At 49.9% G+C, this 22,735-nt stretch carries 20 protein-coding genes and 1 riboswitch; of the genes, 4 read left to right on the top strand and 16 right to left on the bottom strand.

The window, feature by feature from the left end; translation table 11 throughout:
* The 9 genes from AC3WTJ_RS14125 to AC3WTJ_RS14085 form a co-directional block, all read right to left on the bottom strand.
* The gene (locus tag AC3WTJ_RS14125; RefSeq protein WP_492522318.1) at positions 1–4,839 is read right to left on the bottom strand and encodes a hypothetical protein; all 4,839 of its coding nucleotides are present in this window, start codon (positions 4,837–4,839) and stop codon (positions 1–3) included.
* 42 nt (positions 4,840–4,881) lie between these two features.
* Entirely contained in the window at positions 4,882–5,325 is a 444-nt protein-coding gene (locus AC3WTJ_RS14120) for a phage tail protein (protein WP_127458505.1), read from the bottom strand.
* A 7-nt stretch (positions 5,326–5,332) separates the two neighbouring features.
* On the bottom strand, positions 5,333–5,512 hold the full coding sequence (locus tag AC3WTJ_RS14115; protein ID WP_315953119.1) for a DUF6760 family protein: 180 nt from the start codon (positions 5,510–5,512) through the stop codon (positions 5,333–5,335).
* 20 nt (positions 5,513–5,532) lie between these two features.
* On the bottom strand, positions 5,533–5,910 hold the full coding sequence (locus AC3WTJ_RS14110; RefSeq protein WP_127458507.1) for a phage tail assembly protein: 378 nt from the start codon (positions 5,908–5,910) through the stop codon (positions 5,533–5,535).
* Between the two features lie 85 nt (positions 5,911–5,995).
* Positions 5,996–6,430: a phage tail protein gene (locus AC3WTJ_RS14105; RefSeq protein WP_127458508.1), complete on the bottom strand. Its 435-nt coding sequence runs from the start codon at positions 6,428–6,430 to the stop codon at positions 5,996–5,998.
* A gap of 42 nt (positions 6,431–6,472) precedes the next feature.
* The gene (locus tag AC3WTJ_RS14100) at positions 6,473–8,206 is read right to left on the bottom strand and encodes a phage tail sheath family protein (protein ID WP_315952955.1); all 1,734 of its coding nucleotides are present in this window, start codon (positions 8,204–8,206) and stop codon (positions 6,473–6,475) included.
* Positions 8,207–8,331: 125 nt separating this feature from the next.
* Entirely contained in the window at positions 8,332–9,135 is an 804-nt protein-coding gene (locus AC3WTJ_RS14095) for a peptidase associated/transthyretin-like domain-containing protein (protein ID WP_492522317.1), read from the bottom strand.
* Positions 9,136–9,147: 12 nt separating this feature from the next.
* Positions 9,148–9,726 carry a Pvc16 family protein gene (locus AC3WTJ_RS14090; RefSeq protein WP_246069387.1) on the bottom strand — a complete coding sequence of 193 codons (579 nt, stop codon included), beginning with the start codon at positions 9,724–9,726 and terminating at the stop codon, positions 9,148–9,150.
* Between the two features lie 118 nt (positions 9,727–9,844).
* Positions 9,845–12,046, bottom strand: coding sequence for an ATP-binding protein (locus AC3WTJ_RS14085; protein ID WP_492522316.1), 2,202 nt, complete (start codon positions 12,044–12,046; stop codon positions 9,845–9,847).
* A 132-nt stretch (positions 12,047–12,178) separates the two neighbouring features.
* Between AC3WTJ_RS14085 and AC3WTJ_RS14080 the strand changes: the two genes are divergently transcribed.
* Positions 12,179–13,282 carry a GGDEF domain-containing protein gene (locus AC3WTJ_RS14080; RefSeq protein WP_492522315.1) on the top strand — a complete coding sequence of 368 codons (1,104 nt, stop codon included), beginning with the start codon at positions 12,179–12,181 and terminating at the stop codon, positions 13,280–13,282.
* Between the two features lie 91 nt (positions 13,283–13,373).
* Positions 13,374–14,024: an SOS response-associated peptidase gene (locus tag AC3WTJ_RS14075; protein ID WP_492522314.1), complete on the top strand. Its 651-nt coding sequence runs from the start codon at positions 13,374–13,376 to the stop codon at positions 14,022–14,024.
* Positions 14,025–14,429: 405 nt separating this feature from the next.
* Here the strand turns inward: AC3WTJ_RS14075 and AC3WTJ_RS14070 are convergent, their stop codons facing one another.
* The 3 genes from AC3WTJ_RS14070 to AC3WTJ_RS14060 form a co-directional block, all read right to left on the bottom strand.
* Positions 14,430–14,801, bottom strand: a complete 372-nt coding sequence (locus AC3WTJ_RS14070) for a DUF1284 domain-containing protein (protein WP_492522313.1) — start codon at positions 14,799–14,801, stop codon at positions 14,430–14,432.
* A 56-nt stretch (positions 14,802–14,857) separates the two neighbouring features.
* On the bottom strand, positions 14,858–15,430 hold the full coding sequence (locus tag AC3WTJ_RS14065) for an NUDIX domain-containing protein (protein WP_492522312.1): 573 nt from the start codon (positions 15,428–15,430) through the stop codon (positions 14,858–14,860).
* A 254-nt stretch (positions 15,431–15,684) separates the two neighbouring features.
* Positions 15,685–17,097 (bottom strand): hypothetical protein, encoded by a 1,413-nt coding sequence (locus AC3WTJ_RS14060; RefSeq protein ID WP_492522311.1) that lies wholly within the window; start codon positions 17,095–17,097, stop codon positions 15,685–15,687.
* Between the two features lie 183 nt (positions 17,098–17,280).
* Here AC3WTJ_RS14060 and AC3WTJ_RS14055 point away from each other — a divergent pair, with 183 nt between their 5' ends.
* A complete protein-coding gene (locus AC3WTJ_RS14055; RefSeq protein ID WP_407869709.1) occupies positions 17,281–17,496 on the top strand; it encodes a hypothetical protein in 216 nt (71 codons plus the stop codon).
* An 8-nt stretch (positions 17,497–17,504) separates the two neighbouring features.
* Here AC3WTJ_RS14055 and AC3WTJ_RS14050 read toward each other — a convergent pair whose 3' ends face one another.
* From AC3WTJ_RS14050 to AC3WTJ_RS14035, 4 genes are all read right to left on the bottom strand, one after another.
* Positions 17,505–18,455 (bottom strand): polysaccharide deacetylase family protein, encoded by a 951-nt coding sequence (locus AC3WTJ_RS14050; RefSeq protein ID WP_492522310.1) that lies wholly within the window; start codon positions 18,453–18,455, stop codon positions 17,505–17,507.
* Positions 18,452–18,712: a YqkE family protein gene (locus AC3WTJ_RS14045; RefSeq protein WP_145658824.1), complete on the bottom strand. Its 261-nt coding sequence runs from the start codon at positions 18,710–18,712 to the stop codon at positions 18,452–18,454. Before AC3WTJ_RS14045 ends, AC3WTJ_RS14050 begins: the two co-directional genes overlap by 4 nt.
* A gap of 56 nt (positions 18,713–18,768) precedes the next feature.
* Positions 18,769–20,604: an APC family permease gene (locus AC3WTJ_RS14040; RefSeq protein ID WP_492522309.1), complete on the bottom strand. Its 1,836-nt coding sequence runs from the start codon at positions 20,602–20,604 to the stop codon at positions 18,769–18,771.
* 97 nt (positions 20,605–20,701) lie between these two features.
* Positions 20,702–20,862, bottom strand: a riboswitch (cyclic di-AMP (ydaO/yuaA leader).
* 185 nt (positions 20,863–21,047) lie between these two features.
* Positions 21,048–22,277, bottom strand: a complete 1,230-nt coding sequence (locus tag AC3WTJ_RS14035; protein ID WP_492522308.1) for an NAD(P)/FAD-dependent oxidoreductase — start codon at positions 22,275–22,277, stop codon at positions 21,048–21,050.
* A gap of 120 nt (positions 22,278–22,397) precedes the next feature.
* Here AC3WTJ_RS14035 and AC3WTJ_RS14030 point away from each other — a divergent pair, with 120 nt between their 5' ends.
* Positions 22,398–22,679, top strand: coding sequence for a hypothetical protein (locus AC3WTJ_RS14030; protein WP_492522307.1), 282 nt, complete (start codon positions 22,398–22,400; stop codon positions 22,677–22,679).
* Positions 22,680–22,735: the final 56 nt, after the last annotated feature.

Raw genomic sequence — 22,735 nt, 5'->3', positions numbered from 1 at the left:
TTAAAGTCCACGCCGCTGCTGCTCGAACTTCATTCTTTTCTCGATTTCGCGGAATACCTTATCCGCAATCTTCGTGACATCCAGCTGCGGAATCTGCTTCACCAGCTCCTGCAGCTGCTCGCTGCTCAGCTCCGGCGGCGCTTGTGGAACCGGCGCCGCCGGGATTTGGGCCTCATCTGCGCTCGCTTTGGTGCGCAGCCAGTCCATCTCCAGCGGGGCGTCCGCCAACGCGCTGTTCGGTACTGGAGCCGCTGGAGCCTGCTTGTGCTCCAGCGTTGGTTGCTGCGAGGCCAGGTGCTCCTGCCTCGCGGATGCGATGCTGCTGCCTATGTTAGGCAGCATTGTGCTTGGCGCGCCCGCTTGGGGGGCGCCGGTGCTTGCGGCGGCGGCTCTGCCTATGGCAGCCGCCTGCGTGAAGCTGCCCGTCCCGTGGGCGGGCAGCAGGTGTACCGCTGCGGCAGGCGAAGCCGCAGCGGTTCCCGCAGGAGCAGCGAAGCGCGCTCCTGCGCTGCTCGCCAGCAGCGGCATGACACGCGGTGTCATGCTGGCGGGCTGGCGAGCCATTGACGCGCGGGTGATGCGCGCGTCGGCTCTTGCCGCTGCCCGCGAAGCGGCAGCGGGCTGCTCTGCCTGAGCGCGCGCTTCTTCCAGCGCGCTCAGGGCTCTTATGGTTCGCTCTGCGGAATCAGACAGGAAGCTGCCGGCTTCCGACTGATTAAGCGAACCAGATCTCGCGCGCAGCGCGCGGTCGTTTTCTGCGGCTATGGTTTGCCGCTGAATATGCTCCACTTGCGCACCGCGCCTAACTCCCATGGCAGGCTGCTTCCGCGATTGCATGGCGCTCCCTGCCTGCAGTTGAAGCTTCGCGTGCGCCTCAGCTTCCATTAACCGATGCACTTCAGTTAATCTACCTGCATCCACCAAATTTGAGCCTAGCGTCCCTACTCGGCCTAGGCTAGTTGAAGCTCGCTCAATCGGTGAACCCTTGGTCGCTCTACCTACCATGAAAACTGAAGTATCCATTCCTTTAGCGGCACTGGAGGGTCTTCTCCGAACGACTCCAGGAGATGATTCACTTGCCGCTGTGGCTGCTGTTTCTATGAATTCTTTAACATAAACTGTACGATTACTGCTTTCCAGTTCCACTTTTCTATCCGGAGAAGGCTGTCCCTCTCTTTGTCTCCAAATGGCTTGGACAGCCGATTCTGGTGACTGCTGTCGTAATACTGCATCTGCTTGCCTGTTCCGCAGCGTCCCTATTGCCGCTGCTGCCGGTACAAGGCTTGGCCCCATGCTTTTCAAGCTGTTTTCCGTTATTTTGGAAGCAATCTCAGCTGCAAAATCCCCCGAAGACCGGCCGTTTTGAATCCAATCATTCGATCCTTTTTCACTTGGGTCCACTATGGACTGGCTGCGTCCAGTTTGTTCAAGGGATACCGATAAATCGGTTATCTGCTCAGCTGGTTTACGGAAAATTCTTTCAACAATGCTTCCAAAAGTGTTTGATCCTCTTGCCTGATCGATTCTAGTACCTTCAGTGGACCGTTCCGGATTTCCAACGACTGTACGCCCATGCAGCCTATTTCTATCATTCATGGCCGACAGCTCGGTAAACATGGAACCTATTTTCACGATACTGGATTCTGCGATCTTTGCAGATATCTCAGAAGCTAAGTTGGCAGGCGGTAGGATGCTTTGCATGACATCAGCATCGCGCTCAACCACTTGGTTGTCGGCCTGCTGTTCATGATTGACGCCGCTTCGTTCATTACTTACTGGAGAGCGGAAAATACGCTCTGCCTCCTGAAGTCGCGTACTTGCTTGCAGACTAGCACGGTAACCGTCAAGCGGACTTGCTGAAACCAATTTCGTTACACTGTTTTCGTCCTTTTTAGCTATATTTGCAGATATCTCAGAAGTTACGTTTGAAGCGTATAGTCCTTGTCCTGGGGAAACAATATTGCCCGCTTCAGGTCGACTTCCTCCGAATTTGTTCACCAATTGGTTCACCGATTCCATTGGTCTACCCATTTGTCTCGGTTGACTGATTGGCTGTCTGTTCTCAACATGAGTCATCTCATGCTTCCGCTGATTGCTCTCCCCCCGCAACATTCGCGGTTTGTGAGTCGTCATGGCGGTAAAATGATTTCTAACTGATCTATCTCTAATCAAAAAATTAGGGTTTGTATGTATACTTCCAACAATTGAATCATTAGAAGATTGCTGTCTTTGTTTTTGGAGAAGCTGCTGCAGCATTTTATCATTGCTTTGAATTTTCACAGCTGCTTCTGCACCATTTTCCATGGCGCTGGGCTTTCTATGAATTAGCTTGTGTCCGCTCAATTGATTAACGACGGGTTGCTCGGGGTGCTCCATTACGGAACTCTGTCCCATCCTGCCGGCTGTGCGTATAATTCGGTGAATTGCGCTTACATCGTTAGTCAGCTTCCCATTACTGGAGGTTGCCCCTACATGCCCTAACTCGCCGTTCTTCCGCTTGACCGCCAGATCAGCATCGACGTGATCCGCTACTTGTTTGGACCGCTGCCTGTTTCCTTGCTGAAGAGCTTCCGTCTGTGCATCCATCTGCACTAGATTTTCTTGCTCTTGCGCTTTCTGCTGCTCTCGTGCTCTTTCTTGCTCCTGCACTTTCTGCTGCTCTTGCGTTCTCTCTTGTTCCTGCACTCTCTGCTGCTCTTGCGTTCTTTCTTGCTCTTGCATTCTCTGCTGCTCTTGCGCTCTTTCTTGTTCCTGCACTCCCTGCTGCTCTTGCGTTCTTTCTTGCTCTTGCGCTTTCTGCTGCTCTCGTGCTCTTTCTTGCTCATGCACTCTCTGCTGCTCTTGCGTTCTTTCTTGCTCTTGCATTCTCTGCTGCTCTTGCGTTCTTTCTTGCTCTTGTACTCTTTCTTGCTCTTGCGTTCTTTCTTGCTCCTGCACTCTCTGCTGCTCTAACGTTCTTTCTTGCTCATGCACTCTCTGCTGCTCTTGCGTTCTTTCTTGCTCCTGCAACCTCTGCTGCTTCTGAACTTCATCCCCGTGACTCATTTGCTCTTGCAAAATTTGCAATTGCTCCTGAAGCTCAGCGGTGTGCTGATTAATTACATTCTGCTGGGTAAGAAGTATCTCTTGTACTTTAGCTCGATCTTGCTCTTGTTGTTGCAGCTGTTGTTGTTTTTCCTGTTCCTGCCGCTCTTGCTCCCGTACCCGCACTCTCTCACGCTCAAGCACTTGCAAGTCCAATTGTTCCTGCATACGTGTTTGCTCTTGCGCTTGAACTTGTGCATCCAAACGTGCTTGCTCTTGTCCTTGCAGCTTTCGCCATACACGTTGTGAACTCGGCGCGCTTCCCCAAGCTTCAGTGCTTGCATTCAAATTAGCTATTGCGTGCATAGCAAAGGGAACGGTTGATGTTAAGCGAGAAGCATTGATAGCAACCGGAATTTTACTCGTTGCCAGGAAACCTTTGGATGTTGATTCCTCAGGTTTACGCTCCACTCTCACATCGCTTCCACGAGATGTCGGCGTTGAATCTATTGCCGCCGCCTCCTGTGAAGCGTTTCTTACTAGCAAACTATTGATAAATTGTACAGCAGCCGGTGCTGTCCCCGTCGAAAACGGACCTTCCCCAAGCTTTGGCAGTGATTTGGACAACGAAGCTGACAAGCTTGTAGTTGCCATATTTTCCGCAAATACCTGTTCATGCTGTACCTTACTGACCAACCGAGGCTGAACAACGCCATTTAAAGATTGTTTGGCTACCTCCAAAACAGAAGGCCGACCTGAACTGGTACTTGCATTTGCATTTGCATTTGTTCTTGCATCTGCTCTTGCACTTACACTTCCATTTATACTGGTATTCACCCTTGCACTCGGCACAATAGAAGCATTACCTTGTTTTTCCAATACTCTTACAGACGACTTGCCCTCTTGAAACTGTTCGAGTAAACGCGAGGTTTGTTGAATAGCCTCTACATGATTAGCCACGTTAATATGACTAGTCTTAGCTGCATGATTCAAACCAGTGCGAGTTGCAGACTGATCTCCTTTTTCATGGAAGACATTTCGATGAGAAAGGTGGATGTTTTTAAGCTGTATGTTGATATTTTGAGTTGTATGTTGATGTCTGCTCACCGCTTGCGACTGCTGTTCCGGCATCGGACGCCGGGTACTGCCAACCATCCCTATCGAGGCAGCAATCTGCCCAATCGAGCGGTTGATTAACGGTAAGCTTCCTTTATTAACGTGATTAATTAAATCAGGCTTGACCCTTTTCTCATGAGAGGATTCAGGGATCATTTGCGGTTCATTTATATGGTTAACGGATGACTTCGTTTCGAGCTGCTTCTTGCTTTTACGCCCTCTTTTATTAACCTGCTTTTCAGTTAACTGCCCCTCTTGCAAATGAGCCGAAGTTGCATCCAATGGACTTGAAGATCTGTGCGTTAATGCTTGAGCTGTCGGAACCTTATATCCGGCATTCGTCATAAGATGCTCAATCTGACGGATGGTTTGTTGTTTCGTGATGAGGGGGGCCGATTCTGGGTGCTGCAAACTTTGCAAAAGCATTTCCAACTGGATAACCCATGCCCGATCACTCGGATCTGTTAATGCCGCTAATTGTTTGCTGGTGTGTTTCCCATTTTGCTTAAAAATAAGGGCTAGCAATCCTAAATAGTTGTTTCGCCAAAAACCATATTTGCCCACAATTCCTGTCGCAAATTGATTGGATTCCCTTGCTGTACGACCTGCGGAGCTGCTGTTCGCCGCCGAAGTCCGCCAAACAGCTTTCTTGGACTTTTTCCTCTTCACCTGGGGTTTATTTGATTGTCGAGATTTCATAAACAATCCCCCTAAGCGTTGTTTCGATAACTTGCGTCTTCTTTACTTTTTAAAAATCGTCTTCAAACCTTCATGTACCAGCTCGATAGACTCAATGGCTACACTTCCGCTGGTAGCGTTCAAGTCCGGCCCGTTCCATTTCACGGGAAATGCCCCAAAGAAATTCCAACGGCACATCTCCGTTCCCGCTTGATTATGCAGGATAATGGAGCCGTTTTTTCGTTTGATTTTGCCTTGAGTAACGCTATCGTACCAGTCCCACAGTTCACTGGAATTGGTGATGCCTCTTTTGAGCACAATGTTCGGATACTTCGTATGTTCGATCATGTAGTGGGGGTGCGAATTGACGCCGCCTTCCCATAACGGCTTTACCTCCGTCTCCGACTTCATGCCGGTTACTTCAGAGAAACCTCCAACGATCAGCCCGTCAAGCTCTACCACGAATCGAAATGCGCTGCCAACATTATGCGGTTTGGATATTTTCACTTGTTACTCACCTCTTACCGAACACATCAAACGGATTGTCAGGCTGCTTTTTACCCTCGTCATTCAAATTGCGGTTGATGCGGGAAATTTCCTCGCACCACGTTCGGCGCTCCTTGTGTTCCATTGACATGATTTCATCATGCGTCCAATGAAAATAGTAAGCAATAAAGCCCGCTTCCTCATAGATCTTGTCAATGGGATATCCGGTTATGCCCCCGCCATCTCGTCCAAAAAAGACACGTCCACATCGAACTCATGCTCGCATTTCGGACAGCTTGTGTGCACTCTCGGCACTTCCATTTCATTAATTTGGCGATAAAAGTTTTGCAGGAAGGCGAGATCCGCCGTAAAAAATTTCTCAACAACTCTTGTATCAATAGCACGAAGATCGCCAAGGTTAGTAATGACGCGCGTTAACAAGATAATGGTCAGATAACCAGGGTTTTGCTGAACGCGTTGATCACGCATAGGCAAGATTTCGTCTGCTGCTGTCGCTAACCGCATAACGCCTCTTTTGTGCAGGTTACCATTCTCATCGACATATCCTCTAGGCAGTTCGAATTCGTATTCTGTTTTGAAAGCCATGATGGTTTCCTCCTTATGCTTTAAGCTGAAAAAAAGAAGAGATAGGAACCGGAGACTGCTGCTCCGGCGCCTACTCTAACAAGCCTTACTTCGTACGTGTCATACCTTCATGAGCAAGCTCTAAGCTCTCAATGGCAACTTCATTGCCCGTACCTTTGAAGCTTGGTGCTGAGTACTTAGACGGCCATGCTTCAATAACCTGCCAAGTTGCTACGTCGCCGCCTTCTTCGTTGATCGCGATGATCGTAACCGTTTTGCGGGACACTTTCCCTTGAATGGACTCGGACATCCAGTTGTACATATCCATGGAGTCCGTAACGCCCCACTTCAGTGAGATGTTACCGTATTTCGCAAGCCCCGGAAGCTTCCGGGGTGTAATTGTTTCATTGCCTTCACGGTATTCAATTACCGAAAGGGAAGCGTCAAATCCGGAGATTTCACTGAATCCAGCTTGCTGAATTCCTTCTACTTCAATTCTAAATCTAAAATTGCGGTATGGATCCCTACGTTCGCCAGCCATGTTATACCCCTTTCCTAATGTAAGAAATATCTAACGTTTCAACTATTCTTCTCTTGTTTTCTGAGTAATGCGGAAGATCACGAACTCGGCAGGTTTCACCGGTGCTACCCCGATCACACAAATGAGTCGGCCATTGTCAATGTCATCCTGTGTCATTGTGCTGCGGCCAATGTTAATGTAGAACGCTTCAGACGGACTTCCGCCCATTAAAGCGCCGTCTCTCCAAACACGCGTTAAGAACGCATCGATGGTACGTTGTACACGAGCCCAAAGCTGTTCATCATTCGGTTCGAAAACGACCCAGTTCGTGCCATTCTTGATGGACTCTTCAATAAAGATGAACAAACGTCTAACGTTAACATATTTCCACAATCCGTTAGAGGACGTTGTACGAGCACCCCATACGCGAATTCCTTGTCCGGCAAAAGCACGAATCAAGTTAACGCCTTGCGGGTTCAAAATATCTTGCTCGCCTTTGTTATATTGGCAGTCCAGACCAACGGCACCGCGAACGACTTCGTTAGCAGGCGCTTTTTGTACGCCACGCGTTTGGTCGGAACGGGAGTAGATACCGATGACAGACCCTGATGGCGGGATGGAAATATTTCTTTTATCTAATGGATCGAACACTTGAAGCCAAGGATTGTACATCGCTGCGTAAGAACTGTCAAAAATGTTGCGGTGCGTCATAACGTCAGCAACTTTGGTTTTCTCGCGCGGAATGTCAAGAACAGCGAAACGGCTGCCTAGGTTTTCACAGTGAGCAACCAGAGAAAGCTGAACGGTAGGCTCCGTTACACCAGGGATAGCCATGATGCTGACAACATCGTTGTCGATGAAAGACTGGATTCCTGTACGTTTGCCAGGTCCACGGTCAACACCCATGAAGATATCAGGCGTTACTTGTGCGATGGAACCGTTGCTTCCGCCTGACAGGGCGATTTGGAATTTCCCAACGGATTCATCTTCGCCGGAAAGCACCTCGAAAGGAGCGACAGCGCCAAGATCTTTGCCTTCTGTCAAATCCTTCACCGTAATGATGTTGGAACGGGAAACGATTTTCTCGATATGATTAGCTGCTGAGATGTTCAAGGATACTTTCTCGTAAGTCTCAGCTTCATCGCCGTAGAATACATGCAAAGTGAATTCGCAAGTTGTCAAAACTTTGGCAGGAAGCAGACCAGCGTCTACAACATCGCCTTCCAGCTCTACAGCAAGCTCAATGATGTTATCTTGGGATGCGATAACTTTACTGTATTGCTTTTTGCCAGCTGCTTCGAAAGCAACTACGTCGCCTACGTTAAAGCCAGCGTTATTTTTCACACGGTATTGCGTTTCGCTAAGCACTTCGTAGATTTGTGTTTTGGCTTTGCTGGATGGCACAACGACGATACGAACTTGGTTGCCCCATGTTCCAGGGTTTTTGGAAGCAATTTGGAGAACAGCGGATTCTTTGTTGCTTTCCGCTTTGTTCGTTGCTACTTTTGCATCGGTTGGCGCTACACGCATAACGTAACAGCGGGAACCTCCGTTTAAGTAGAAATGCTCAACAGCGTAAGAAAGGAAGCGATACTCGCCGAATTCGTTCTCGGACAAGTAGCTGCCGAATAAACGATGAAAATCAGCTACGCTCGTTACCAATTGAGGGACACCTTCAATTTCCCCTCTTTGCGCAAGCCCTATAAACCCGGCCGTACTCGTGCTTGCACCTTCAAGCGGTTGTGCGCCGCTGTCAAACTCTTCCACATAGACTCCAGGTGATAAATAGTCAGCCATTGTTCCCCAGTTCCGTCAATATGGCATTCATATCAATTGCGCAGCCATAGACGTGAAACCAGTTCTCTCCTTTCTGCTTGTCATTTTTGTATAGAAGATGGACGTGTCCATTCTACTAATTAGGGTTAGGTCAGACGAATAACGCCAAGATTGGCGGTCGTTCCTTCCGTTACAAGAACTTCCTTCGTCAAATGCTTGTTGGAACCATATGTAATAACCAATGTTGTCTGAAAAGCCGAAATCCGATTGCCACGAAAAGCAATCACGGCCTCTCCGCGTTCTGTAACTCGTGTTTCTTGGACAGGCAGCAAAAGGGAGCCTCTAGCAAATGCTTTAGCCAGCTTTTTCTTCAACCGAAAGCGTTTCTGATGCTCGACAACTTCCGCAATCTGGATGATCTCCTCTGCGGCTTTAGCACCTCGTCCTCGAAGTATGTAGGTATCACCTGCAGAAATAACACCTGTAAACGCCCCTAGTGTTATCTCTTCCGCGCCCTTATCCAGTTGTTCTGCCATAACGCGAGCCCTGGCGCACTCTTCGGTCAGAACTGTGGCCTGCAAACTGGCATTACGCACTGGAGTTCCAGCCGCATCCTGAAGCATGGCACGGATAAGCCCAGCCCCTTGGGAAAACGGATAGGAAGGCAGCGGTTTTAACTGAACAACCTCTATTATATTGTCGGTTCCTATAGTGATTAGAGTTTGTTCTTGAAAATAGTGCTCGCTGCTTACCACAAGATGGTATTCACCGGGCGGTAAATCATTAAATATATAGGAACCATTCGATTTATTAATTGCTTTCGAACGGGTGCCTTCAAGAAATACGGTGGTCGTGTTGTTGCCAAGAGGAGTTTGTGAGGTCATGGCATCGATTACGCAGACAACTAAGGATACACGGGTTTTCAATCGTGATACGCGAATATGTTCCACAACCATTGCCCCCTAGCCTTGAATGCGAAAATCGGTTTCCGAAACTCTTTTGGTGGTCTTGATGCGGGTTGAATCAATGTTGACTGGCCCCACCGTATAACTGACAGAAAGTCTGTACGGGGTGTCTGCGAAGTTCCACATATTCAGGATGCTTTCGCCTTTGTGGGGCTCCATCACGATGCGAACTTCTTCATCTTTCTCAGCAAGCGTTCCTACGGTCATTGAGCCTCTAAGAATGGAATGATCATAGAGCACTTGCATGGCCCGTCCCAAAATCCGATGCTCATCGAGCGCTCTGGATTGAAGTTCGGCCGGTGAATGAACGGTCAGCAAGTAGCTGAGATCCACCACCATAGGAGGGTACTGAATCTGTGTCGTCCCTCGGGCAATCATGTGGGTCTGCCGGTTATCCCCGCTCTCGCGAACGTTGTACAAATAAAGAGATAGGTAGAAATCCCCTTTATCGACAGGCGAAGCAAGCCCGATCATCTCCGGTTGCGGAATGGGATCCGGTGTCATGTTTTCTCTAAGCAGCTTCACTAAAGATGCGCTTACATCGGCAATGACTGAATAATCGCCAATAGGAATCACTTCCTGCCTCAAAATACCTATGTTTGGTGTAGAAATGGTAGGGAATATGTCACATTGTGTACCTTTTTCTATTATAATTGCAAATCGCTAGACTGACTATAGAAAGTTATATTAATTTCTAATAATCTTCCCATTCCTGTTTGGCCAAGATTTTACCCGACTTCTGAAGCTCATGGCGAATGGATTTAATAATATGCTGCATCCGGATCGGTTCGCCCGCTTCTGCGGCAAGAAAGGCGGAGGAGAGAACGACATTCTTAATGTTTCCTCCGGCAATTTCATACCGCTGGGCCAAATATCGGAAATCGACATCATCGCTAAGCGGTGCCGCCGGAGGGAACATGGACTGCCAGATTTTCTCGCGATACTCGCTATCGGGAAATGGAAATTTGATCACGTAGTTGATCCGGCGAAGGAACGCTTCATCAATATTATTTAATAGATTCGTAGCGAGCACCGTGATGCCTTGATATTCTTCCATCTTCTGCAAAAGATAGGCCGTTTCAATGTTGGCATACTTATCATGGGAATCTTTCACTTCCGACCGTTTGCCGAAGAGGGCATCGGTTTCATCGAAGAACAGCACGGCATTGCTAAGCTGCGCCTCTTCAAAAATCTCGTGCAGATTTTTCTCCGTCTCGCCGATATACTTACTAATTACTTGCGACAGATCGACTTTGTACAGCTCAAGCTGCAAGTCGCCGGCCACCACCTGCGCAGACATTGTTTTCCCCGTGCCCGGCGGGCCGGCGAACAGCATGCTGAGCCCCTTTCCGTAGGCCAGCTTCTTCTCAAACCCCCAGTCGTTGTACACGACGCCACGGTATTTGACTTGATTGCACGCATTGCGGAGCTGATCCTTCTGCTCAGGGGCGAGAATGATATCCGCCCACTGATAGCGAGGCTCGATGCGCGTCGCTTTGCGCTCCAGCTTGTGCTGCACCTGCTGGTAGCACGCCTTATAGAGCGCGTCGGTGCGCAGCGCCGCCGCATCTGCTCCCGCCCGAGGCTCACGCTGCCAGGCGGAGTACCCGCGCGCAAGCGTCAGCGCGCGGTAGATTTGCCCCGGGGTGAAGCGGAATTTGCCGCTCATTACCCGGGCATCCAGGCCCGCGCTCACGCCGAGCTCGCGGGCGAATGCCGTCCAAAGGCGCTCGCGCCCGCCTTCGTCCGGCACTTGCAGTTCATGCTCAAGGAGCAGCCGCTCCTTGGGCTTCCAATTCAGCCGGCTGTATTTGCCGGCTAACAAAAAGATCATGCCGCCGTAGCCGCCCAGCAGCTCGTGAAACCGCCCGAGCCGCTGCTGCGCCGCAAGATCCGGCTCTTCGGGGTAAAGCTCTTCCAGCCGTGTGAAGCACAGCACGGCTTGGTGCAGAATCGCCTCGCGCACGATGGCGTTCACCTGGTCCTCAAAGCTTGCGGCGTGCAGCAGCACATCCGCAAGATTAGCGATCAGCAGCGGCTTATTGAAATGGCTGCTGAAGTGCTTGACCTGCAGCTTCTTGCCTGCGCCCGCATTCCCCCAGAGGTGGAATGCGAGCCTTTTGCGCTCAGCTGCCGGCAGTTGCTGCTCTTCGCGAATGAAGCCCTGCAGCCGCTGCTGAAAATCCTCTTGAACGAGCAAGGGGGCGAGCTCGTCGTCCGGATACACCATCTCGACCGCCGGCTTCAGCTTCGGGTCGACTTCCCCGGAATCTAGCAGAAACGCTATGATTCGTTTGTCCAGCAGCAGCGGCTTAGAGAGCAGCGATTGGCCTCTGATCTCGTGCTCTTCTCGCTGCAGCATGTATCGCGCCAATCGGCCCTCGGGAGCCATGAAGGTTGTGCGCGCAGCACGCATGTCCTCCGGACTGCTGCACGCAACTTGCAGCGCCAAAGATATATTAGGCGTCTTGCTGGTTAGATCGTCTTGCAAGAAGCCGAAGATGCGTTCATATTTGCGGTCTAATTCCACCGCAAGCCCTAGCATAACGAAGCGCTCCTCCACGGGGGAAAGCCCAAATACGGAGGCTGCATACGACAATGGCAGAAATACGCCTGAATTCCGGCTTTGTTCGAGTCTTCCAGCTATGTAATCTTCCATCTCTTGAATGTCCTCCAAGAGAACCTGCTCTTCCTCCAGGAGATCGTCTTCTGTCTCCTGTTCGCCGATCAGACGAATGAATTCATCTTCGGACACAAACATCCCGCGAAACGAATCCGTCTGCGGATCGGGGGTAAGCTTCTGACGGCGCTTATAGAGAAGCTCCAGCTTTTTATCCAGCAAAACGAGCTCGTCTTTATAATGTTCCCATGCGTGTATATAACCTTGAGCTGCCATAGCCCTCCTGGTGTTTCTATTAATAATTTTCATCGCTTGCCTAATCGGGTGGTTATTCTTTACAATGGTCTCACAAGGCACAAAAAATATTTCCACTATTTGCTAGCAAGAAAGGAAAGTGGCCTTTTTCTGATGGAACAACTTCCGGAAAACGATCATATTTGGAACCGAAAACTCATCCATCTTCTATGGTGGATCTTGCTTACCTATGAAGTAGCAGCTATGATCGGTTTTCTCTTTGATATCTATGGACAGCCAATCCAGTGGCTTCATAGTTTCCTGCAATTCCAAGTCATTCCGACTAGTTTGCAGCTTGCCCTCATGGGCGCCGGTTATCTGGCCATTCATTTCCTCAAAAGATACAGTGATTTTATCATGATTATATGGACCATGACCATGGTTTGTATCTATATTATGTGTATCCCTGAGCTGATGAGCTCTTACGAATTAGTTAGCATTCCGATTATTATATCCTCGGTTTATTTTCAAAAGAAATATATTATTTTCGCTTATAGTTTAGGTCTTGCAAGTTTAACCGCCTTAGTGCTTAGCCAGGTGTACAAAGGTTATCTCATTACGCCTTCTGAAATTATCGTTTCGCTCACGGTGCTATCCGCAACAGCCCTTGTCTGCTTCGCCATTATGAGGAAAGGCCGCATGATGCATGCTCAGCTTGGAGCCTCCACCCTGCGCGAGCAGGATCTGCTCATTCGCAACGTCATGATTGACAGGCTCTCCAAGGTAGATGCGCTAACGGAGTTGTTTAACCACCGCTCCTTTCAAGAGCATACGGATCATCTCATTTCGCATATGCCCTATGATACGCCGTTGGAGCTTGCCTTGATGGATATCGATAATTTCAAAAAAATCAATGACACATACGGACACTGGGTCGGGGACGTTGTACTCAAAACGATTGGCGGACTGCTCAAAGATGTGCTGGGGCCAGACGATATGTCGTTCCGGTACGGCGGCGAGGAATTTGCGGTGCTGTTTGTTGGCAAGACCCACGAGGAAGTGCTGGCAGTATGCGAATCCTTCATGCAGATTATCCGTGAAACCGAAATTCCGGAGATGCCAGGGCGGCCGTTGACGATGAGCATGGGACTCGCGCCTTATAACCGCAATACAATGAAGAAAGCCTGGTTTCAGCAAGTTGACGAGTGTTTATACATTGCCAAGAGAAATGGGAAAAATTGCATTCATACCTATTTATCCGATCCATACACAGGGTAGCTGAGGGCGTAAAGCTCTCAGTTTTTTTATATTCGCATACATGATTTTGGTGAAATAGGAAAATAATAACCAAAATTAAATGAGGTGAATAATGATGTGTCATTCCGTATCCATTCTTGCTGACGTCAATGACGTCATGAAACAATTCCGTATCGATCGCCTGCTGTCCTATACCGCTAATCGTTATGAGGTCGTGCCTACGGAGTCGGTTTCCGCTGTGATGATCAATCGCAAGGGAGAGCGTCTTCTGGATGAATTCCGTTGGGGACTCATGCCATTTTGGGCCAAAGATGCTGTTTGCGGGGAGCGCGACTCCATCTTTACGAACACAGCCTTCGAGCGCATTATCAAAAAACAGCGTTGCATCCTTCCCTGCAGCGGGTTCTATATCCGTGTAACGGAGGGCAAAGAGACCCAGTGGGTGAAATTCAAAATGCGCAGCGGCACTTTCGGCATTGCGGGCTTATACGACGTATGGCGGGCGCCAAGCGGTGAAGAGGAGCTTCGCACCTGCATGATGCTGATGACAGAAGCAAACCCGCTGGTCTCCCCTTACCATGGCAGCATGCCTGCCATTCTTGATCAAGAGCAGGCCGATAAATGGTTGGATCCCGACATGAAGGACAGCCGCTTGCTCCGTTCTTTCCTTCGCCCCGTTGATGATTTGCTTATGGTGGCGAATGTGTTGTCTTCTCCTGCAGAGAAGCTGGAGACAGGCGCGGACGTCAGCGTATTGGTCTAAAAGAAAAAGCGATACAAGATTCATTCTTGTATCGCTTTTTCTTTTGTTGTGGCAGCTGGAGCTGTGTTGCTTGCTTCATAGGGGAACTATGGGCCGCTATTTCAGCGAAACCTTGCTGCATTTACAGCGGAATGGAACTACAGGGCTTTATTGGCTCGCAAAAGCTTACATTTGGGCTAAAATCAGCAAAATAACGGACCGTAGTTCCCATTGGGATGCCAAATGAACGTATTTGAAGCAAATAGCAGACCACAGTTCCTCTAGGTTGCGGGTTGCGGGTTGCGGTTGCGGTTGCGGGCTGCGGGTTGCGGTTGCGGGTTGCGGGTTGCTGTTTCGGTTGCCGTCTTGAATTCTGTTCTTTGCCGGAGCAGGAACCACAGCTGGAACTGAGCCGAGAAATCCCAGCTATTTCTTAGCGACAGGCGGCAGCTCGCCGCCCTCCCCAATCAAACGCACGCCTTCGGCACATACGCCATAAGGCTCCCAGCGGCATGTGGCGCACAGATGGCCAATGTCCCCCGGCTTCACATAACCGGCTACTTTGGAGCAAATCTCAGACCAACTTAGCTCCAGCCCCACTTGCAAGCCAAGCTTAGCTACGATTTCTGCATCGCGATCATAGACCGTTCTATTCTCGCAATGGGGCACCTCATCCGTCGGATAGGCTGCGCATAGATCATCGGGTCCAAGGACGACACGAATGGTCGTCTCCGGCTGCGCCCGCAGTGTCTCGTATACTTGCGTCATATTTTCACAGAATTCCTTGGAATATCCCATTCCCCGGTACCCTAACAAACAAAGCAGGTGATGCCCCCGGAGACCGATCGGCTTCGTCATACTTGGACCTTGGGGATGCGGTACAATCCGTACCCGTCCATTTTTACAATAGGCTCTTTATCTTCAACAAGACCAACGGTCGTAGAATGCAGCGCAACATCGATCAACCAGCGCGTGAAATCCGCTACCGGCATCGATTCCATCTCCTGAAGGCTGTAAAAGCCTGCCGCATCCACCTCTACCCCATCAGGCACAGGCTCGCCGCTGACATAATCCAATTCAAAAGCTATATACACATTATGAATGTTTCTAGGCAAATCTCGCACAGCGACCAGACGTTTGACCTTGGCTGTAATGCCGCACTCCTCCATCACTTCCCGCTCAATGGTGTCTTGGATCAGCTCATGCTGCTCTATATAGCCGCCGGGATTCGTCCATCTCCCCTTGCCGGGCTCTTGCGCTCTGCGTACAAGCAATATTTTCTCATCCTTGGTAACGAGTGCGCCTACACCAATACTGTAGTTGCCCCAGTGTACAAAGCTGCACGCCGTGCAAGCTCTTCTTATCGTACCATCCACATCGCGCGTCTCCATCGGAGCTCCACATGTCATACAAAACTTTGCTTCCATTCGTCTCATCTCCAAATTCATGTAGTCATCTGTATGTAAGCTTACTGCTTCCGAGGAGGGATAGGCAAATCCGATCCCGTTCGTTCTGAGTTCATTGTAACCGCTTTAGGAGATACTATCTGCGCTAGTCTTGTGATATCTCCCAATTGGGCTAATTCAGCCGTGTCAAAAGGTAGAAAAAGAGCCTCCAACTGGACAATGCCATTTAAGCTAAGCTTAAAGACATTCCCCAAATTGGAGGCTCTTGCTGCAATCTACACCAAAAACATAGCAACAACTGTCGTTACGGCGAGGCCGATCAGCACAGGCAGGAGGTTCCGTCTCGCCAGCTCAAACGGACTAACCCCACAGATGGCCGCTGCCGGAATAAGCGCCCACGGAATCAACGTACCGCCGCCGACCCAGATGGCGGCTACTTGCCCGAGCGCGGTCAGCACCGCTGCACCGGAACCGATGGCGGTTGCGAAAAGCTGCGCAATCGAGCCCGCGAGGGAGATGCCGGAGAAGCCGGAGCCGTCGAGGCCGGTAATCGCGCCCACAACGGTGAGCGTCACGGCGCCGACCGCGCCGTTGAGCGGAACGACGCCTGCGAGCGCGACGCCGAGGTCGTTCACGATGCCGTGCGAGCCCTCCGGCAATATTTTACCGAACAGGTCCGTGAAAGCAGCATCGCCGAGATAAAAAAACGCGGCGATTGGAATCACGGGACCGAAGACTTTGAACCCGAAGACGAAGCCTTCGATGAGGTAGGAAGTCGTTTGCTCCAGCCCTTGACTGCGGTGGGCCAACAGCGTGACGCCGATGAGAATGAACACGGCGGTTCCACCGACAAGCGCGGTCGCGTCCCCACCTTGGAGATTGAGGACGAACATCGCAATTACATCTAACGCGAACAGGATCGGAATGATTACCGCGAGTGTTTTTCTCATTTTAGAAGACAAATTGGACTTGGCATCTTGCTCGGAGGAGAGCAGCGAATCCTTGTCCCCGTTACCGCTCGTCACAAGACCGTCGCGCCATGTCCCGTTTTTGATATCCCGCCGCATCAGCCAGAAAGCAGTTACTGTAGTCACAAGCCCCATGACAATAACAAGCGGCACGCTGGCCTCCATCACCGCGGTTACCGGCAATCCGGCGGCATCCGCAGTTAATTTGGGCGCCCCTTGAATAATGTAATCCCCTGAGAGCGCGATCCCGTGTCCAAACAAGTTCATCGCCATGGCTGCGCCTAATGCGGGTAAACCCACACGTACCGCCACAGGCAGCAGTACCGCTCCTATGAGCGCAACACCGGGAGACGGCCAGAAGAACCAGGAAGTTACCATCATGATAATCCCGATGCCCCAGAAAGCAAGCGCCGGCGTCCTTAGAAAATGAGTTAATGGAGCAACCATCGTTTCATTGATGCCCGTGCGAATAAGCACACGGCTCATCGCTACGATGATCGAGATAATCATAATCGTTCCCATCAACTCTTTGGTTGCATAAATAAAGCTGTTGAACACCCCGGATACGGAACCGCTTAGGGTTTCCGTTGCTAGTAAACCCAACGCAAAAATCCCAACCACACAAATCATCGTGGTGTCTCTGCGTTTAATTAAAAAGGTAAGAATAAAACCAATAAATACTAGATATACCCAATGAATCGGCAGTAATTGAATGTCCATCGGGATCACGCATCCTCTCTGCCTATGCAGCATTTGGGAGTCCATTTCGTCATTAAGAAATAGACTCTTTGGTGCTACATTCTATGCTGGGCGAAGAGTAGGCGTTCGTGGAGAACGGGAGTTTGTTGGCGCGTTGTGGTACAATTGAAGAACTATTTTACACATGCAAGGAGAATGCTGAGTATGGCCGGTAACCAACGATTAGTGACGGATTCCGATTTTCAGGAGGCTGTGGAAAAAGGTGTTTTTGTCCGTGTTTTCAAAGACGATCATATTGTCGACTCGAATGCGATCGTCCTTCGTTTCAGCGAAACGACCGTGGTTTTGCAATCTCGTGTTGCTGATTTAGCTTACTATGATCGGGATGAGTGCGAGTTTTTTGAGATGAAAAAAAGGTAACGTTTATTTCACTCTACGGGATAAGCTGAAAGTAAAACAAATCGAAAGCCCGCCTTCTGCATAACAGGTATGGCCTTCATGACGCCTTCAGCCGTGTCTTTCTCAGGGTGGTTCATATGCGCCAAAACGATGGAGCCACTTCGAGCCTTAATAAGCGCATGGTAGACCTGCTCCGTGTTAAATGTAGCTCCAGCGTCGCCAAGTACGTTATAGCCCGCCAACTGAAAACCCAGGCCGTGGGCAATGTCGACGGCGATATCGTCGTAGAAGGCCGTGCCTGAGCGGAAAAATAGCGGCCGCCTCCCCGTCCGTTTCTCGATCTCATCGGCGTTCTCCGTTACTTCGCGAATCACATTGCTCACATCTTTGGTTCCTGCGATGCCATATGCGGCTCTGCCATTCACAGAGAGCGGCCGATGCTCGGTCCCGTGGTTTTCGATTTCAAACAGCGGGTTCGCCGCCAGCTTGGCAAAAATGTCCGGATTGGCGGCAAGCCATCTCGCATTAACAAACAAGGTCGCCGGAATTTGCTCCTTGATCAAATAATCGATCAACTTCTCATCGTAACCGCTGCCTTCTTTGCCGCCGCAAGCGTCAAAGGTCAGGGCGATCACCTTATCCTGCGTCACAAGATGTGTCCGCACGCCGGGGATGTTCTCGCCCCATTTTTCCGGAACTGCCTTATGATAGCGTTCCACTAAGGTCTGGGCAAGCGAAGGCGATTTCACAGGTAAAAGTGGCGCGTCTGCCGGTGATACTGGGTCTGTCGGTATCACTTGCGAAGAGGGCACCGGAGTAATGGTGCCTTGCACTATCGGCGTTGCAGATACAACAGAATCCGGTCTTTCCGACACTGCCGCTTCGTCCGCAAGCTTCATCGGCCCTCTTTCCACCCCACAACCTGTAAGCGTTATCAACGCACTCGAAAGAAAAAGGAAGCACACTAAGCGCTTCCTCATTTGTGTTTTCTCCAATCCAGCTTGCTCTTCTCGAGCAGGTGGCCGAAATCATTCTCCAGCCGCTTCTCCTCCGCCTTGCGCGCAGCCTCCGCTTCAGCTCTGGCAGCATCTTTACGAGCCTGTTCCTCAGCTTTCATCGCGTCAGCCTGAGCCTTCAGCCCCGCTAAGATATCAGGGCGCAGCAAATCTTTGAGTGTCGCAGGTTTATCTTGCGCGCTAGGTTCAGCGGTAGTGTTTGACCATTTCTTTTTTGCCATAAAAGGTTCACCTCTGTTCCATTTCTACATCCGGTTTACCCCTTTATTGTACACCTCTACTCATGCAAATGATAGGGCACCGTCGCAACGACGATATCTTTATCGGCTTGCAGCTTCGAGCGAATACGTGCGGCAGACTGGTTGTGGAGCAGGCGGTGCCACCATTTTTTCGGCATGAACTGGGGCAGGATCACCATGATCGATTGCTTTTCCGAAACATGGGTATCGACCCTTTCAATAAACTCAGCCAACGGCTTCAGAATGGTCCGGTAACGGGATTTGAACACGACAAGCCGAACACCCGGATCCCACTTATCCCATTTCTCCTGCATCGCTTCTTCATCCTCATCCGAAAACGAGACGTAGAAGGCAATGACATTGGGAGATAAAGATTTGGCATAGTTCAAAGACTGCGCCACTACGCGGTGAATACCCGCAACAGGAACAATGATCACAGGTTCTTTAATGCATACGCGTTCTTGCGTGATATCAATGCGCAGTTGTTTGGCTACATCATCATAGTGATTGCTGATTTTGGTTATTCCCCAAAGCAATAGCGGCGTCACAATAATAACAATCCAAGCGCCTTCACTAAATTTGGTGATACAGAAAATAATAAGAACGGCAAGGGAAACGATTCCCCCTAACCCATTAATAACGAACTTGCCGATCCAGCCGGCCGGTCGTTCTCTGAACCATTTGCGGACCAAACCGCTTTGGGCCAGGGTAAAAGATAAAAAGACGCCAATCGCATAAAGTGGAATAAGTGCATCGGTTTTCCCTTTGAAAATGACGAGCAAGATACTTGCCAAAACACCTAACGTTATGATCCCGTAGTGAAACGACAACCGATCTCCCCGGTACGAGAACATGCGCGGAAAGTTTTTATCCTGAGCCATGATGGATGCCAAGATCGGAAATCCGTTGAAGCTCGTATTCGCAGCCAATACCAGAATCAGCATGGTGCCAATCTGTGTGGCATAATACATGGCGCCACGGCCAAACGCCTGCTCCGTAACCATCGACAAGACCGAAGTATGCCCGTGCGGATCAGGTGCAATGCCATAACCCAAGCTCAGCAAGGTGACGCCCCCGAAGACAATCGCCAGCAGCGTACCGAGCGAAGCCAAGGTTTTCTTGGCATTCTTGACAGATGGCGTACGGAAATGCGGCACCGCATCGGAAATCGCCTCGATCCCTGTCACGGCCGAGCATCCTGATGAAAAAGCTTTTAGAATTACAAACAATGTCAATGAGCTCGTCATCGAGCTGGGAACAACTTGGAATTCATGCATATTCATGGATCCTGTCAGCATATCGAAGATCCCTTTGCCGATCAGCAGTAAGATACACAGGATAAAAAAGTACGTTGGAATCGCGAACACCGTTCCGGATTCAGAAGTCCCCCGCAAATTCAGCCACACCATCAACCAGACAAGCACTAGGGCTATGGGGACAATATAAGGCACTGTAACCGGGAAGGCCGACGTTATCGCCTGCACGCCTGCTGAAATCGAAACCGCAACGGTTAACGTGTAATCAATCAGCAGTGAAACTCCGGTGAGCCTTCCCGACATCATGCCCAAATTTTCCTTGGCCACCATGTAAGCTCCGCCGCCCATTGGATAGGCCTCAATCACTTGGCGATAACTTAATACAAGAAGCATGATTAAAGCAATAATCGAGATTGCAATCGGCAATGAGAAAGCAAAAGCAGCAACCCCTACAGTTGCAAGCTCTAGCAAAATTTGCTCCGTGCCATAGGCTACCGAAGACAAGGCATCTGATGACAGGATAGGCAGAGCCTTCCATACCTGCATTTTCTCAGATTCCAGCTCCGCTGATTTCAGCGGTTTGCCGAATACAATCTTTTTCAATGAGTCACTTGTCATGCTGTGAAATTCCTCCAAATAACCTAGTTTTCAGCTTGATTTCCCTTTTTTGGGCGCAAAAAAACACAAGGATAGACCTTGTGCTTAGCCACATGTTCTCCTTTCTCACGACCGCTTACGAGGTTAGCTGACGGGTTCGGGCTGCGAGAAATCTGCCCTAAAGGTAACTGCCGCATGCGACAAAACACACCTTACTCACCCCGTTGAAACCTATGGTTCCCCCGCTTTTCTGATAAGAAAATTAAGCGAAATATTCAACTGTTAACGTACGAGTTGATACTACTCTCTTATTGGCTCATAGTAAAGGAGAGAATAATCTTAAAAAAGATTATTCCCTCCCCACATTCATTTGATAATCCGCTTACAATGGTATAATCCTTTCAGTATCTCTGTTTTACTAGCTTATTGTCTGATTCATTGGATTTTAGGGTGTTTTAGCAAAATTAATTTCTCACATGACGCTTTCTAGTGGCTTGTTTTTGCTTGAAAATCATCTTTTTGAAGATGAGTGGGATACCGCCAATGAGAAATAAATAGCGGGCATCGATTATTTTTTTGAGGATTGCGGCCAGCCTGCCTTTCACTTTTTTGACCTTGAGGATGCCAATCGCTTCTCCGCGACCAAGCGAGGCGACCGTGCCTTTGTAATCGTAGGCAAAAGGTCTTAATGGCTTTCCACGCAGTGAATAAAATAAATTTTTGGCTGTGTTACATCCCTGTTGGACGGCGATTTGGGCATTGGCGGGGTATGGCGTGCCTTCCGGGCTCATGACAATCGAGCAATCTCCCGTAATAAAAACATCAGGAAACTGCAAGGAACGCAAGTAGTCATCCACCTTGACCCTGCCGCGTTGGACGTGGAAGCCCGCATCTTGCAGCAAGGAATTCCCGCGGACACCTCCCGACCAAATGACCGTGCCGGCAGGAATGAATTGGCCGTCTCCCAGCAGCACACCGCCGGGTTCGCATGCCTTGATGGCGGTAGATAGTTTATATTGAACCCCTTTGCGGCGCATCACGTCCATGCCGTATTCCACGAGATCATTCGGCAGTCCGGGCGGCAAAGCAGTAGGCGATGCTTCGATATTGATGATCTGAACCAGGGAAGGATCGACGTCAAACATTTGGCAAAGATCAGGAATCCGGTCGGCCAACTCTCCAACAAACTCCGTGCCTGTGAAACCTGCGCCACCAACAACGATCGTCAAATATTCCTTATGCTTGGAATCCAATTTATATTTTGCGAACATATACTGCGTATGCTGACGAATGAAGCGAACACTATTAATGCTGTTGATTGTCATCGCATACTCGCGCAATCCCGGAATTCCAAAGGTTTCCGTCTCACTCCCAAGCCCCACGACCAAATAGTCGTAGGTGAGGACTTCGTCCGCCAGAACCACCTTTTTTTCCTCAGGTACAATCTGCTGAACCGTCGCTTTGATGAAATGAATTTTCCGCTCATCGATCAGATCCTTAATGTCTACACGGGCATTCTCATGATGATCCGTGCCAGCTGCCGGCATGTGCAGATGTGTCGTCATGTAGTGATAGTCGTGTTTGTTCACCAGCGTGACCGCCACTTCATCTGCTTTGATCAGCTTCTGCAGCCTTATTGCCGTTACAAGCCCGCCGTACCCCGCTCCCAGAATAACCACCTTCGGTTTACTCATTCGAATCCTCTCCTCCGATTACATCAGCTTTTTTCTCTACCATCGTTGGTGAAAAAGATCAACCAAACCATTCATAGGTTGTCATGTGAAAAAAATCACATAGTTATTCAGGGCGTACACATGGTTTGGCTCATCATTAGTATATGTGCCTCTTTCTTAAAAATCACTGGAACATTGCCCAGCTTGGTCAAAAAGGGCTGCGTGACGCGGGGTGGCGGGCGTTGGCGGCATAAGTGCGCGGGGGGCGTTGGCGTTGCGGGGCTGATTGGCGCGAGCGAGATGCGGGTCGTAAGGCAGGGGATAGCTGGCGGCGGACGCGATGCGGGACGTCGGGCACCGGATGCTGGCGGCATACGCGATGCGGGACGTCGGGCACCGGATCGCTGGCAGCAGACGCGATGAGGGACTAAGGCGCTGGACCGCCAGTAGCGAAGCCTTGCCCCTTCTCATTGGATGAA

Source organism: Paenibacillus sp. FW101-FHT12H11, from assembly GCF_058790355.1.
Note: the sequence above shows the minus strand (reverse complement) of the source record. Positions and strands in the feature narration are given on the sequence as shown.

Coding starts and splice junctions, on each gene's coding strand:
- AC3WTJ_RS14075 (WP_492522314.1), top strand. CDS start 13,374: ATGATGTGTCATTCCGTATCCATTCTTGCTGACGTCAATGACGTCATG.
- AC3WTJ_RS14110 (WP_127458507.1), bottom strand. CDS start 5,910: ATGGCTTTCAAAACAGAATACGAATTCGAACTGCCTAGAGGATATGTC.
- AC3WTJ_RS14085 (WP_492522316.1), bottom strand. CDS start 12,046: ATGGCAGCTCAAGGTTATATACACGCATGGGAACATTATAAAGACGAG.
- AC3WTJ_RS14035 (WP_492522308.1), bottom strand. CDS start 22,277: ATGAGTAAACCGAAGGTGGTTATTCTGGGAGCGGGGTACGGCGGGCTT.
- AC3WTJ_RS14045 (WP_145658824.1), bottom strand. CDS start 18,712: ATGGCAAAAAAGAAATGGTCAAACACTACCGCTGAACCTAGCGCGCAA.
- AC3WTJ_RS14080 (WP_492522315.1), top strand. CDS start 12,179: ATGGAACAACTTCCGGAAAACGATCATATTTGGAACCGAAAACTCATC.
- AC3WTJ_RS14125 (WP_492522318.1), bottom strand. CDS start 4,839: ATGAAATCTCGACAATCAAATAAACCCCAGGTGAAGAGGAAAAAGTCC.
- AC3WTJ_RS14070 (WP_492522313.1), bottom strand. CDS start 14,801: ATGGGATATTCCAAGGAATTCTGTGAAAATATGACGCAAGTATACGAG.
- AC3WTJ_RS14040 (WP_492522309.1), bottom strand. CDS start 20,604: ATGACAAGTGACTCATTGAAAAAGATTGTATTCGGCAAACCGCTGAAA.
- AC3WTJ_RS14060 (WP_492522311.1), bottom strand. CDS start 17,097: ATGGACATTCAATTACTGCCGATTCATTGGGTATATCTAGTATTTATT.
- AC3WTJ_RS14030 (WP_492522307.1), top strand. CDS start 22,398: ATGGTTTGGCTCATCATTAGTATATGTGCCTCTTTCTTAAAAATCACT.
- AC3WTJ_RS14100 (WP_315952955.1), bottom strand. CDS start 8,206: ATGGCTGACTATTTATCACCTGGAGTCTATGTGGAAGAGTTTGACAGC.
- AC3WTJ_RS14050 (WP_492522310.1), bottom strand. CDS start 18,455: ATGAGGAAGCGCTTAGTGTGCTTCCTTTTTCTTTCGAGTGCGTTGATA.
- AC3WTJ_RS14105 (WP_127458508.1), bottom strand. CDS start 6,430: ATGGCTGGCGAACGTAGGGATCCATACCGCAATTTTAGATTTAGAATT.
- AC3WTJ_RS14055 (WP_407869709.1), top strand. CDS start 17,281: ATGGCCGGTAACCAACGATTAGTGACGGATTCCGATTTTCAGGAGGCT.
- AC3WTJ_RS14065 (WP_492522312.1), bottom strand. CDS start 15,430: ATGGAAGCAAAGTTTTGTATGACATGTGGAGCTCCGATGGAGACGCGC.